Origin of the sequence: Phytobacter sp. MRY16-398, from assembly GCF_003925915.1 — a bacterium.
Classification (GTDB): domain Bacteria; phylum Pseudomonadota; class Gammaproteobacteria; order Enterobacterales; family Enterobacteriaceae; genus Phytobacter; species Phytobacter diazotrophicus.
The window spans coordinates 1,623,017-1,635,137 of sequence record NZ_AP018756.1; the positions used below are offsets into that span (position 1 = coordinate 1,623,017).

General features: G+C 50.0%; 12 protein-coding genes. 9 read left to right on the top strand and 3 right to left on the bottom strand.

Features of this window, described 5'->3' with window-relative positions:
* Positions 1-79: 79 nt before the first annotated feature.
* A complete protein-coding gene (gene gcvA, locus MRY16398_RS07840; RefSeq protein ID WP_071196178.1) occupies positions 80-1,018 on the bottom strand; it encodes a transcriptional regulator GcvA in 939 nt (312 codons plus the stop codon).
* Positions 1,019-1,275: 257 nt separating this feature from the next.
* Here gcvA and MRY16398_RS07845 point away from each other — a divergent pair, with 257 nt between their 5' ends.
* From MRY16398_RS07845 to MRY16398_RS07885, 9 genes are all read left to right on the top strand, one after another.
* The gene (locus tag MRY16398_RS07845; protein WP_071196179.1) at positions 1,276-1,557 is read left to right on the top strand and encodes a hypothetical protein; all 282 of its coding nucleotides are present in this window, start codon (positions 1,276-1,278) and stop codon (positions 1,555-1,557) included.
* Between the two features lie 24 nt (positions 1,558-1,581).
* Positions 1,582-1,923, top strand: coding sequence for a carboxymuconolactone decarboxylase family protein (locus tag MRY16398_RS07850; RefSeq protein WP_071196180.1), 342 nt, complete (start codon positions 1,582-1,584; stop codon positions 1,921-1,923).
* The gene (locus MRY16398_RS07855) at positions 1,898-2,662 is read left to right on the top strand and encodes a cupin domain-containing protein (RefSeq protein ID WP_232034388.1); all 765 of its coding nucleotides are present in this window, start codon (positions 1,898-1,900) and stop codon (positions 2,660-2,662) included. The genes MRY16398_RS07850 and MRY16398_RS07855 overlap by 26 nt, the downstream gene beginning before the upstream one ends.
* Complete coding sequence (locus MRY16398_RS07860; protein WP_125124124.1) at positions 2,656-3,783, top strand: flavin monoamine oxidase family protein; 1,128 nt, start codon at positions 2,656-2,658, stop codon at positions 3,781-3,783. The genes MRY16398_RS07855 and MRY16398_RS07860 overlap by 7 nt, the downstream gene beginning before the upstream one ends.
* Complete coding sequence (locus tag MRY16398_RS07865; protein WP_125124125.1) at positions 3,767-4,786, top strand: alcohol dehydrogenase; 1,020 nt, start codon at positions 3,767-3,769, stop codon at positions 4,784-4,786. Before MRY16398_RS07860 ends, MRY16398_RS07865 begins: the two co-directional genes overlap by 17 nt.
* 270 nt (positions 4,787-5,056) lie before the next feature.
* Positions 5,057-5,992 carry a LysR family transcriptional regulator gene (locus MRY16398_RS07870; RefSeq protein ID WP_071196184.1) on the top strand — a complete coding sequence of 312 codons (936 nt, stop codon included), beginning with the start codon at positions 5,057-5,059 and terminating at the stop codon, positions 5,990-5,992.
* Positions 5,993-6,364: 372 nt separating this feature from the next.
* A complete protein-coding gene (locus MRY16398_RS07875; RefSeq protein WP_079496223.1) occupies positions 6,365-7,642 on the top strand; it encodes an amino acid permease in 1,278 nt (425 codons plus the stop codon).
* 286 nt (positions 7,643-7,928) lie between these two features.
* A complete protein-coding gene (gene metC / locus MRY16398_RS07880) occupies positions 7,929-9,134 on the top strand; it encodes a cystathionine beta-lyase (RefSeq protein WP_125124126.1) in 1,206 nt (401 codons plus the stop codon).
* Positions 9,135-9,204: 70 nt separating this feature from the next.
* Positions 9,205-9,591 (top strand): RidA family protein, encoded by a 387-nt coding sequence (locus MRY16398_RS07885; RefSeq protein ID WP_079496225.1) that lies wholly within the window; start codon positions 9,205-9,207, stop codon positions 9,589-9,591.
* Positions 9,592-9,758: 167 nt separating this feature from the next.
* On the opposite strand, the gene ttrR is transcribed toward MRY16398_RS07885, so the two are convergent.
* Both ttrR and ttrS read right to left on the bottom strand, forming a co-directional pair.
* On the bottom strand, positions 9,759-10,358 hold the full coding sequence (ttrR, locus tag MRY16398_RS07890) for a tetrathionate respiration response regulator TtrR (RefSeq protein ID WP_172600699.1): 600 nt from the start codon (positions 10,356-10,358) through the stop codon (positions 9,759-9,761).
* Positions 10,359-10,366: 8 nt separating this feature from the next.
* Positions 10,367-12,091: a tetrathionate respiration histidine kinase TtrS gene (gene ttrS / locus MRY16398_RS07895; protein ID WP_125124128.1), complete on the bottom strand. Its 1,725-nt coding sequence runs from the start codon at positions 12,089-12,091 to the stop codon at positions 10,367-10,369.
* Between the last annotated feature and the right edge of the window lie 30 nt (positions 12,092-12,121).

Consider the following 12,121-nt stretch of genomic DNA (forward strand, 5'->3'; position numbering starts at 1 on the left):
TGGATAGGCAGGTTTTGTATTTTTAGCACAGCTTCTTCGACATTCACCCCGGTTTGTAAACCTCCCCCTGATATACACCTCAATGACTGCTCATCAGCGCCTGATTAACAAATGCCGCTTGTTGAATCACCCATTCACGGAACCAGGCAATCTTAGGAAGGCTGTCGCACCCAGGGCGATAAACAAGGTAATAGGCCAGTGGGCTTTGCAGAGACAATTCAGGACAAAGCCGGACCAGGCGGCCGCTTTTCAGATCGTCTTCAACCATAATGCTACGCGCCAGCGCAATACCATGTCCGTCAATTGCAGCCTGTAACACTGCCGCTGAGTTATTGATCCTGAGACCAGGTTTACGGGCTATAGCCTGGACGTTAAAACGCTTAAGCCACTGCTCCCAGGTAATAAAGTCTTTGTGATGCTCCATAGACAGGTCGTGGATAAGCGTCTGTTCCGGTACGCCAGTCAGGCAATTCAGGGTCGGGTTTAAGGCCATCAATGACGGCGCGCAAACCGGGAACACCTCCTCAGACATCAGCAGTTCAGCCTGTAATCCCTCCCACTGACCCAACCCGTAGCGAATCCCTACATCAATACCCTGCGCCGTGAAATCAAGGATTTTAAGGCTGGTTTCAAGACGGACATCAATATCCGGCCAGCGACTCTGAAAATCTTCAATGCGCGGCAGCAGCCATTTCGCCGCAAATGCTGGACTGATGGTGACATTGAGAATGCCATTTGTCGCCCCTTCACGCAGAAGCGTCATCCCTAAATTCAGGCTTTGAAACCCGGCGCGGATATCGGGTAACGCGCGCAGCGCAGGCTCGGTGAGCACCAGGGCGGCACGTCGATTATTACTGCGATGGAATAGCGGGTAGCCCACTACATCTTCCAGGGAACGTACCAACTGGCCGACGGCAGCAGGGGTAACGTTCAGCTCTTCGGCTGCCAGGGAGAAGCTTTGGTGACGGGCGCTGGCTTCAAAGGCCCGTAATGCATTGAGATGAACAGGTATCTTCATATTAGATAGAAAAACTTTTTATAGAGCCAAGATTATCTCATTTGTTCCTGATGGGGATCATTAACATAATGCAGAAACGGTGAGGGGGATCATAACAAAGCTCTCAACCGGCGCAGCTATTGCTTAGAGTAAATCAAAAAGATTTTCTTTCTGTATTTGCCGGGGAGGGCTTGTCGAGCCTGGCACCGTAAAACATGTGGGACGCGATCGGCCGTGTTAAAGACCGACCGGTAATTAATCAAATCCAGGAGCTAACCATGGCTTATTTACAAATTACGTTGGATATCAGTGAGCAAAACCGTGCTGCGGCAGCGGCGGTGTACCAAAAGTATAAAGCCCCGTTCCTCAGCAACATTGACGGTGCGGTATCAAAAGAACTGCTGGTACGTAAAGAAGATGTTCAGGTTTTGCATGGTTTTAAAACTGAACAACAAGCGCAGGCTTATTTAAGCTCTCAGCTCTTTACCGACGATGTGGTTGAAGCGTTGAAACCATATCTGAACAGCGCACCCGATGTACGTATCTACACAGTTGCGTAACCCCCAACGCTTATAGAGGCTTACATGTATCTGGACTGGACTGAACTGCGTAAAGAGTTACGCTCTGCCGTCGGTAAATTTGCGGGCCTGCAACCTGAGTTTATGCAGGGTATCGACAAGATGGAAAAAGGTGCTGCTGCATCCGGGCATCTGGACGCCAAAACCCATGAATTGATTGCGCTGGCGGTTGCAATCACCACGCGCTGCGATGGTTGCCTGTCTGTTCATGCCGAAGCCGCTGCAAAGCATGGCGCAACGCGTGAAGAGATTGCCGAGGCGTTAGCTGTCGCTATTACCCTGAATACGGGGGCGGCGTTAGTTTACTCAAGCCGTGCGCTTGATGCGTTTGATGCATTGCCAAAATAATCTTCTCTCAGTGACTCTCCTGCGGGAGAGTCGCTTTTTATTGCTACCGCTGGATTTCAGGATGTTGATTAATCATGATTTTAACCGACGCGTCACGATAGCCAGGGAAGAGTATGAATGGGTGAACTCTCCACAAGCGGGAGTTGATCGTGTGATGTTGGATCGTCTTGGTGAAGAGGTTGCGCGCGCAACCAGTGTTGTCCGCTATCTTCCTGAGACGCCATTCCCGTTCCATCGCCATCCTGGCGGTGAAGAAATTCTGGTTTTAGCCGGTCAGTTTTCTGAGGGGGATAATGATTATCCTGCTGGATGGTATTTACGAAACCCGCCGGGCTCCTCTCATCAACCGCATAGCCAAAATGGCACCCTAATTTTTGTCAAACTGGGACAAATGAACTCAGGTGTTCAGCCGCGCGTTCGGATAAATACCCGTGATGTAGCGAACTGGCATGAGAAGGACGGAATAAAGGTGTGCCCTCTGTTTGAAAACGAACATGAAAACACCCGTCTGCTGCGCCTGACGACCGGGACGCTATTGTTTGAACCAGCGCTTAGCGGCGGCGTTGAGTTGTTCGTGCTGGGAGGCTCACTCATTGAGGGAAATGGTATCCATGGGGAAGGAAGCTGGCTACGTGTTCCCGTCACGCAGCCACTGGTGTGCAGTGCCGGTTCGGACGATACGTTGTTGTACATAAAAAAAGGGCATCTCTTAGCCATGCAGGAAACCGCACAATGTTAAAAACACAGGTGGCTATTGTCGGTGCGGGATTAAGTGGTTTATATGCCGCCAGTCTGCTGGAGCAAGCCAATATCAATTATCTCTTGCTGGAAGGCAGGGCGTTTGTTGGTGGTCGCATCCAGCAGGCGGGCAATACCGGGGTGGATTTGGGGGCCACCTGGATCTGGCCTGCTGTTCAGCCTGAAATAGTCAGGGTGCTCTCGGGTCTGGGCGTTGCACTTATCCCGCAGAATGAGACGGGTGATCTCATTTATGAACGCGCAATGGGGTCACTCTCTCGTTATCCTGGTTACGTCTCAACTCCTGCTGCCATGCGTGTGCGTGACGGGATGTCTCAGGTGACAGAAAAACTGTATCAACGGCTGCCAGCGAAGAATACTCTCACTGGATTGCGCATCACCCATGCCGAACACACGGGCGAGAAGATCAGGTTACGGGGCGTCACTGTGTGTGGCGAAGAGGTTGTTGTACAAGCTGAACATCTGTTGCTGGCGCTGCCTCCCATGCTGGTCAATTCGATTCGGTTTACGCCTGCGCTACCCAGGCGTCTGACGGATGAGTGGGGAAATACCGGCACCTGGATGGCGCCCCAGGCGAAATATGTGGCGCTTTATGATGACCCTTTCTGGACGGCAGAAGGATTGTCCGGGGAAGGGCGAAGTATGGTCGGTCCGTTAGTTGAGCTGCATGACGTCTCCGTGCCTGGCGGGGTCAATGCCCTGTTTGGTTTCCTCGGCATACCTGCCTCATCCCGTCACTCGCTTGGGGAAGAGAGGCTGCTTTCACTGTGCCGCGCGCAGATGGTCAGGTTATTTGGTGAGAAAGCCGCGTTTCCCTCTGCGGAATTTCTTAAAGACTGGTCTGCTGATCCCTTCACCGCCGCGCCGCACGATTTAGTGGTGCAGGCCGCTCATCATGTTCCGCCTGCCTTTCCTTCTGAGGGCGTGTGGGCGCATTGCCTGACCGGTATCGCCAGTGAATGGTCTCCGACGGTTCCCGGCTATCTGGCGGGGGCTATCGAAGCAGCGCGTGAAGGGGTTAACCGGCTGACGGTAAAAATGGCCTCAAAAACCCGAACCGAAGGGCATGATACGGAGCGAAAAGATGAAAACGACCTATAAAGCCATGCAAGTCACCGCGCCAGGTCAACTGGACATGGTCGAACGTCCGTTACCGGTTCCCGGCCCGGGCGAGGTGTTAATAAAAGTGGAAGCCTGCGGTATTTGTGGTGCCGACACGGGGGCAATTGAAGGACATGAGAAAGGGGTGGAATATCCTCGGGTACCCGGCCACGAAGTGGTAGGCACCATCGCGAAATTGCCGGAACAGGTGCCTGCGTATTTAAAAGTCGGGCAGCGTGTCGGTGTTGGTCGTCTGGGCGGGCACTGTAATGCGTGTGAGCAATGTCGTCTTGGTCACTTTAATCTTTGCCAGAATCAGCCTGTCACCGGCAGCTCTCGCGACGGCGGCTATGCGGAGTATATGCTTGCCCGGGCTACGGGGCTGGTGGCTATCCCGGACGATCTCTCTTCCGTCGACGCCGCACCTTTACTCTGTGCGGGTATCGCCACCTTCAATGCGTTAAAAAAATCCCGCGCGCAGGCGGGGGATACTGTGGTCATTCAGGGCGTGGGTGGGCTGGGCCATCTTGCCCTGCAATATGCCCGAAAAATGGGTTTTCGTGTGGTTGCAGTGGGGCGGGGCAATGATATCGCGCACGACGTAAAAGCCCTTGGGGCGCATGTCTATATCGATACCAATAAACAAGATGCAGTAGAAATCATTAAAGGGCTGGGAGGGGCGCAGGCTATCTTGTCGACCATCACTGATAGTATTGCCGTCTCCGCGCTTATACCTGCACTCGCCCCACAGGGAAAATTGATGGTGTTAGGGGTTGGAAAAGAGAACCTGTCACTGATGCCAGGCTTGATAGTCGGCAGGGAAATTTCTGTACAGGGTGCCATTACCGGTACACCTGTCGAATTAGAAAAAGCGCTGGATTTTAGTCTGCTGGCCGATGTGCGCGCCATGATTGAAACCCTGCCACTGGAAAACGCCCGGCAGGCCTGGGAAAAAATGCGCTCAGGGAAAGCTAAATTCCGTATGGTGCTCACCGTTAATTAATAAAACGATCAGGAATAAAAAGATAAGAGGAAAATAGTATGATAATTAACGCGTTGTCAGTCGAAGAATTTTAGCGGGGTGCCCATGACGCAAAGCTCGCGATTTTAATAGATTTTCGGGGGTTCTGGCGTAGTCTGGAAAGAAAAACTATCTGTAATTGAAAGTTAATCTGCTTTGGTTGTGAATTTTTTTCAACTCATACTTCTGCTATCAGATGACAAGTGCTCTCTTTATCTCAATCTTTGAGAGCACTCCGTAATAGTAGACGATATGACAATCCCACTGACAATCAAACAGATAGAAATGCTGGTTAAAATAAGCGAGGGGAAAGGGCTCTCGGAAGCGGCCCGACTTCTCAATCTTTCACCCTCTGCGATCAGTAAAGGTCTTGCGGTCATGGAGGAAAACCTGGGTGTTCCGCTTATTCAACGAACCACGCGGACGTTTCAGTTGACCGAGGCAGGTGAATATTTTGTTTCACGAGCCAGTGAATTATTAAAAGAATTTGATGATATTGTTAATACAACCTGCGGTTATTTTAATCACCCCCATGGCGCATTAAAAATTACCTGTTCTGTTGCATTTGGCTATGCGCATTTGATTGATATTTTTGAAGAGTACCGACAAAAGAATCATGATGTCGAACTCATTCTGGACCTTGACGATCACCTTATTAATCTCAATGAAAACAATGTAGACATTGCGCTACGGATTACCGCAACGCCACCGCAGAATTATGCCGCCCGCAAGCTCTCCAAAATTAGCTGGATGTATTGTGCTTCTCCAGCCTATCTGCAACGGATGGGGACGCCAACAAAACGCGTAGAACTGACCAGCCATGAATGCCTGGTCTACCCGGGATTGACGCCGCCATTACGTTTTACAGATATGCCGCAGCACTCTCACTGTGATATCAAAGCGAAGACACCGGTGCAGGCTAACAGTAGCTTGATACTCCTGAAAGCGGCGCTTGCAGGGCAGGGGATTGCCTGGTTACCCTCTTATCTTATCAATAAGCATATCGCCAGCGAAGAACTGGTCGCGCTGAAGCTTGATGGAAAATACGCCTATCCCACACACAGCTTGTATGCACTCTATTTTCCCAGTAAGTTTCGCAACCCCAAAGTGCGTTCTTTTATTGATTTCCTGATTGAAGAGAAACAACCGTGGAACGCCTGGGAAAAAGATATTGAAGCACTGTCTTAACAGAAAACAATCAAATGCGACACAGGTCACGTTTTTAAAGTCGAGTAGTGAAAAGTATAAATATAAAAATCTAGCGTTTAGATCACATTTGTTGATCGCAAAAAATAAATAAATGTGTGGTTGATCATGAGTTTTTTAAATAATTGGATGTGAATAAAAGTGGAAACTGTTTTCTCTAATATTCATTCGCCATCCGTTTTTTGCTGTGTAAAGCTTTCTTCATTCAATCATTAGTATCAATGTGGTTATTTGATTGAAATAATCGGAAAAGAACGCAGTGAAACTTTCCCATGCAAGTTCGTCAAAATGTAAGAACATATTTTGAAGCCATGTTCAGGTCGGTTGATTATTTTTAGTTGATTGGGGACTCCTATGAGTGTAGGAATTAATAACGAAGTGATTACTAAAAAGAATATACCTTTTACCATGTATGATCTGGGATGGGTGGTACTGTGTATCGGCGCAGCCATTGGTTCCGGAATTGTCTTTTTTCCTTTACAGGTTGGTCTGAAAGGTGTCTGGGTATTTGCCCTGGCCGTTATTCTTGGATATCCGGCAGTTTACTATATGCAAAAGTTGTTCATTGAAACCATGGCGCGTAGCGATGAACATGACTCATACCTTAGCATTATCACCAGCTACGTCGGCAGTCGTTGGGGCGTATTTCTGGGCGCGCTCTATTCCATCACCATGTTGAAATCGATGGTGGAATATGCACTTGCAATAACGAACGATAGCGCTTCTTATCTGAAAACATTTGGTCTGACGACCCAGACGCTGTCTGAGCACTGGTGGTGGTCGTTATTATTAATTGCAGGACTCTCGTTGGTTGCCTCCAAAGGTGAGAAGCTGTTGTTTAAAGTCTCAGGCAGTATGATTGCCGTGAAACTGGTGATTATTGTCGCTATTGGGTTCGTGGTAGTACCTTTTTGGGACTTAAATAACATTGGTGATTTTCCAAGTGTTAGCCATCTGGTCGTCGGCACCTTCCCGACGCTGCCTTTTGCCATCTTCTCGATTATGTTTGTCGGTATTCTGAACCCAATGAATATTGCGTATAAAAAGCGTGAAGAAGATAAAGAAGTTGCGAAATACAAAGTGCTGCGCGTACACAAAGTGGCCTACGTCATTCTGGTCGCAACAGTTTTGTTATTCGTTGTTTCTATCGTTTTGTCTATCAGCGAAGCCGATGCATTACGCGCTTACCAGGATAATATCTCGGCGCTTGCTCTGGCGGCAAAAGTGATTCCCGGTGCGACAGTAAAATACATGAGCGTGATCCTCAACGTATTCTCTATTGTGACGGCATTCCTGGCTCTCTATCTGGCCGTGCATGAGTCCTTCGTTGGGTTAATCAAAGTGGCTGCTCAGAAAGTATTCCGGCAGAAAGATAACAGTGAGAAATTCAATACCGTTACCGCTTTCTTTATGGTTGTGCTGGTGTTGTGGTTGATTGTGTTAACGAACTTCCCGATTCTGAAAGTCTTTGTATTTGGTGGTGTAACCTATGGACTTATTAGCTGTATCGTTCCCGGGGTAATTATCCTCAGAAATGATAAATTCGTTGATTTACGCGGTGCGTCTGTCTATTACGTTATTTTGATTGGTATGCTGATGTGCATCGGGCCATTTGTCATGCTGTTCTCATAAGAGTTATTACATGACGCATAGGTTTATACCTGACATGTTTAGATAGCATTGCGATTTTACAAATTATCCATAATTTCATAACAGGTTTTTTTGATATTAAAAATGCTGATATGCCCATGTTTTCTAAACGGTGTCAAATCCTGGCTAGTTCAGTTGAAAAGTTAGAGTGCTTATTTAGATAAATCTCAAATGTGAGATGAATATTATCGATATGTGTTGCCCTATTAATCCGTTAGGGAAAAGGGCAGATAAATTAAGTAAGTGTAGTAAGAAGAGGAAGGGAAAAATGTCGAATCACAATTTTGATAACCAGGTGTCAGCGGATACGTATCTTTGTCACGGTCCGTTTGATCCGGAAGTCTTCGGTGGCGTAGTTAACCCGCCGGTCTACCATGCATCTACCGTTATCTTTAAGAACTGCAAAGAGCTTAGTGAGCGTCATCAGGCGCTGTTTGAAGATGCTGAAGATGAAATCATGTATTACGGACGCTTCGGTACGCCGACGACCTTTGCTGTGCAAAAAGCGCTGGCTGAGTTGGAAGGAGGCTATCGCTCATTGCTAGTGCCGACAGGTCTTGCCGCTTGCACAAGTGCATTGCTGGCGCTGGTTAAAGCGGGCGACCATATTCTTGTCAGCGGCAGCGTTTATGGACCAACGCGCGGTTTCGTAAACAATGTCCTGGCGAAAATGGGGGTCTCGACCACGTTCTTTGATCCGACAATCGGCAGCGGTATTGTCGATCTCTTTAAAGAAAACACGACGGTAGTATTTACTGAATCTCCGGGGTCACAGACCTTTGATATTCAGGATATTCCGGCCATTACCAAAATCGCTCATGAGCGCAATGCCAAAGTGATTATTGACAACACCTGGGCGACACCACTGTTCTTTAAACCCTTTGATCACGGGGTCGACGTGTCAGTCCATGCTGCCACGAAATACATCGTCGGCCACTCTGATGCGCAAATGGGGCTGATTACCGCGAATAAAGAGACATGGCTGGCGATTCGCCGTTTCGTCTATCTGTTTGGCCTGCATGCAGCCCCGGATGATGTCTACCTTGCCCAGCGTGGTCTGCGTACCATGTCACTGCGTCTGGAGCGCCACCAGGCCTCAGCCCTTAAGATTGCGAAATGGTTTGAGGAACGTCCGGAAGTTGAACAAGTGTTGCACCCGGCACTGCCGTCATGTCCGGGCCATGAACTCTGGAAACGCGATTTTACCGGCTCAAGCGGTCTGTTTAGCGTGGTATTGAAGCCTCAGTATTCAAAAGCGTCTGTGGAGAAATTTATCGATAGCCTGGAATACTTCGGCATTGGTTTTTCCTGGGGCGGCTTTGAAAGCCTGGCAACCCCGTTCAATCCGCGTAAAGACCGTCCTGAATATCACTGGCCGTATGAAGGCGAGGCATTCCGTCTGCAGATTGGTTTAGAGGATCCGATTGATTTGGTCAAAGATCTCGATCAGGCGCTGCGTCATCTGGAAGGTTAATTAATATCAGCGTGATTGTGTCAGCCTGCGCTGGTGCAAACATAGCATTATTTATTTACAGGAGAAAATAATGAAATTGATTATTAATACTGCATCTGCACCCGCTGCGATCGGGCCTTATTCTCAGGCCATTTCGTTTGGTGATCTGGTATTTACTTCCGGGCAGTTGCCGCTTGATCCGGTAACAATGGCATTTCCTGCGGATGACGTAAAAGCACAAACACGGCAGTCCCTGCTCAACGTTAAAGCGGTGCTTGAACAAGCGGGGGCATCTCTGGATACGGTGATTAAAACCACCTGTTTCCTGGGCAGAATGGAAGATTTTGCCGCGTTTAATGAGGTATATACTGAATTCTTTGGCGATGTTGGCGCGCCAGCGCGCTCTTGTATTCAGGCAGGAAAGCTGCCGAAAGATGCTTTGGTAGAAATCGAAGCTGTTGCATACGTTAAAAAATAAAGCGCTGGAGAGCATAGCGTAATAATCCATCAGCGCTGTTACGCTATTGCTCTGCTTTTTGAGTTGTTCAAAGTCCGTTCATTTCCGACGACAGATGGCGTTTTCTTTTTATCTCATTCCCCTTTTTATTTTTTGTGGTGAAGCAAATGCGTCGGTTTATTGCTTAATTAAATTTCACCTGACAGATCAATGCTATTCATTTGCATGATCAGTTCTGCCATCGTTCTGGCGTCCATTTTTTCCATAACTCGTGAGCGGTGAACTTCCACCGTGCGCAATGCAATATTCATCTGCGAGGCGATATCCTTATTCATCATGCCTGCGGCTACATAATGCGCCACGGCTTTTTCTTTGGGTGTCAGTTGGCCGTAACGCTGTTTAAGCTCCTGTATTTTCGCCAGCCGCTCAGAGTGTTCGTAGCCTTTACTGATGGCCTCTTTTAGGGCATCAAGCGCGACAGGTTTTTGTAAAAAATCAACGGCACCCGACTGGATCTCTTTTACCGCCATCGGGATATCGCCATGGCCTGTCAGGAAAATAACGGCAAGGGTGCTGTTATCGTGACGCATGGCCTGAAACAGGCGATGCCCGTCCATACCCGGCATCCGCATATCCAACAGCACGACGCCCGTATCTTTAAGCGCTGCTTCGTGCAGAAAGCGCTCACTTTGGTTCCAGCACTGAACGGTGTATCCCAGGCTTTCCAGTAAAAAAGAGCATGAGCGGGTCACCGCTTCGTCATCATCCACTAAATGAATCATTTGAATCTTCTGTGTTATTGGTCCGTCGGAAAGGTCAGGGCCACGAGTAAACCATAACGCCCATCCGGGGCGCTGTGATTATTCACACTAATCTCGCCATTGACGCTGCGCAGAAGGCGCTGGCAAATAACGAGTCCCAGCCCCATACCCCCTTTTTTGGTGGAGTGAAAAGGGCGAAACAGCGCCGAGAGCTGTTCCGCTGACAGGCCGCCCGCGTTGTCCAGTAGCGTAATCTGCTGCTGTTGACCAACACGTTCCTCCGTAACCCAAAGGCGAGTGGCACCTGCCTGGACCGCATTCAAAATGATATTTGCCAGTACCTGCTCCAGCAGGACCGGTGGCAGAGAAAGCGGCATGGGGCGCTTGATGTTTACCTCAACAAGCAGGTCGGGTGACGCTTTATCAAGCTGCAAAAGCCTGAGCACGTGTCGGAGCGTATCTGCGACATCACAGGGCGCATTTTCACTTTGCTGCTGCGGACTCGCCCATTCCCGTAAATGTTTGATGATAAGTCCACAGCGTTCGGCCTGAGCATCGATGTTGTGTAGCGCCTCTTCTATGGATTCTCTCTTTTCCGGCTGCGGGAGATAAGTAAGCCCTCCCTGCGCATACATGCGGATTGCCGCTAGCGGCTGGTTAAGCTCGTGCGCAAAACCGGAGGCCATCTCACCCAGTACGCTCATCTGTCGGGCCTGCTCCAGCGTCTGCTGTTGGGCGCGCAGCCGGGCGTTTGCCTGCTCGAGCGCTTTACCGCGCCGGTTTACCAGCACCATCACCCAACCATAATTGGCAACGAACAGCACGCCCAGCACAAGGATCAGCCCAATCATTAGCCTGTGCTGGCTCAGCCAGGCAAGCAGGGTTTGCCCGATCCGCTGCTGCTCCGGGTGGCGGTTAAGTTCGCGAAGCAGGGCTTCGGTATCGCTGGTTGAGGCGGGTGCGCCCCAGTGCCAGCTACCACTCTGGGGTGCCGTCAGCAACGCCTTTGCGACGGCATCGGCAACCCGGTCACCCACGCCGGGCAGGGCAGCGAACGACCAGTCAGGATAGAGTGCGGTACTGGTCAGGCAGGGAGATGCGGACGGTTTTTGAAGCAGAACCCGAAAGGCGTTTTTCGCAATAAGACCTTCCGCGTCCATATCTTCCAACAGGCACACGGGAACGATGGCAGCCTGAATGGCATCTTCGCGCAGCAAATAGAGCAGCGCATCAGCCGGAAAGCCCAAAAATCTCACCTTCACCTGGTCGTCCACCCGTAACCCCGCATCCAGCAGTTCACGGTAGCCCAGCAGATAGCCGCCAAAAGCCTGCGCATCGACTGCGCCCAGGGTTTGTCCGGCCAGATCCCGCGCGTGGGTGATGGGGCTATCACGGCGAACCAGAATAGCGCTGCCGGTGGCCATGCTCTCCCCGGCGGCCCCTTTCCCGGATCGTAGCGATGCCAGCCAGCGCAAATGATAGTGGCTATTTAGCTGCACAAACTGCGCCTGATTGGTGATGACAAACTGGACGCTTCCTGCGTTTACCGCCTCGCGCATCGCGTTGAGATCAAGGGGGAGCAGCCGAAAATGGGCATCCGGTACGGTGTCGTTAAGCGAGTCGATAAGCGGCTGCCAGTGACGTTGAGTTGCCGCTTCACCGCGCAATGCCAGGATGCCGATGGTCCAGTCAGCGGCGAGAAGAGGGGAGCTAAACCCGACGATGAACAGGCACAACAGGATTTTTGCGATGCGATCCATGCGACAAATGCCCCTTTTCGTTTGCGGTAG

Excerpts from the sequence above, each read along its gene's own strand:
- gcvA (WP_071196178.1), bottom strand. The coding sequence starts at position 1,018 with ATGAAGATACCTGTTCATCTCAATGCATTACGGGCCTTTGAAGCCAGC.
- MRY16398_RS07845 (WP_071196179.1), top strand. The coding sequence starts at position 1,276 with ATGGCTTATTTACAAATTACGTTGGATATCAGTGAGCAAAACCGTGCT.
- MRY16398_RS07850 (WP_071196180.1), top strand. The coding sequence starts at position 1,582 with ATGTATCTGGACTGGACTGAACTGCGTAAAGAGTTACGCTCTGCCGTC.
- MRY16398_RS07855 (WP_232034388.1), top strand. The coding sequence starts at position 1,898 with ATGCGTTTGATGCATTGCCAAAATAATCTTCTCTCAGTGACTCTCCTG.
- MRY16398_RS07860 (WP_125124124.1), top strand. The coding sequence starts at position 2,656 with ATGTTAAAAACACAGGTGGCTATTGTCGGTGCGGGATTAAGTGGTTTA.
- MRY16398_RS07865 (WP_125124125.1), top strand. The coding sequence starts at position 3,767 with ATGAAAACGACCTATAAAGCCATGCAAGTCACCGCGCCAGGTCAACTG.
- MRY16398_RS07870 (WP_071196184.1), top strand. The coding sequence starts at position 5,057 with ATGACAATCCCACTGACAATCAAACAGATAGAAATGCTGGTTAAAATA.
- MRY16398_RS07875 (WP_079496223.1), top strand. The coding sequence starts at position 6,365 with ATGAGTGTAGGAATTAATAACGAAGTGATTACTAAAAAGAATATACCT.
- metC (WP_125124126.1), top strand. The coding sequence starts at position 7,929 with ATGTCGAATCACAATTTTGATAACCAGGTGTCAGCGGATACGTATCTT.
- MRY16398_RS07885 (WP_079496225.1), top strand. The coding sequence starts at position 9,205 with ATGAAATTGATTATTAATACTGCATCTGCACCCGCTGCGATCGGGCCT.
- ttrS (WP_125124128.1), bottom strand. The coding sequence starts at position 12,091 with ATGGATCGCATCGCAAAAATCCTGTTGTGCCTGTTCATCGTCGGGTTT.